We start from the raw sequence: 255 nt of genomic DNA on the forward strand, positions 1-255 counted from the left end.
TTTATAACATTTTCGTTAGTTGATGATTTTATTGATATAGTATATCCACTTGATACTGATGGCATTGTTAGTGTTGTTGCATCTTGTGTTGGTGCAGTTACACTTGTTATTTTTGATGCCTCATTATCTACTGCTTCTTGGTCTGTATCTACAGCTGTCTTAGCTGGTACTGTTACCTCTATTTCTCCTGTGTCAGCTGTTTTTCCACTTGATGTATGCTCTACTGTAAATACTAATGTAACTTTTGTTTCTGCA

General features: G+C 34.9%; 1 pseudogene. It reads right to left on the reverse strand.

What is annotated here, in order from left to right:
- Window positions 1–255 (reverse strand): annotated as a pseudogene (locus IC173_RS20570) (cell wall-binding repeat-containing protein); the annotation flags it as partial.

Source organism: Clostridioides sp. ES-S-0048-02, from assembly GCF_020658495.1.
Taxonomy (GTDB): domain Bacteria; phylum Bacillota; class Clostridia; order Peptostreptococcales; family Peptostreptococcaceae; genus Clostridioides.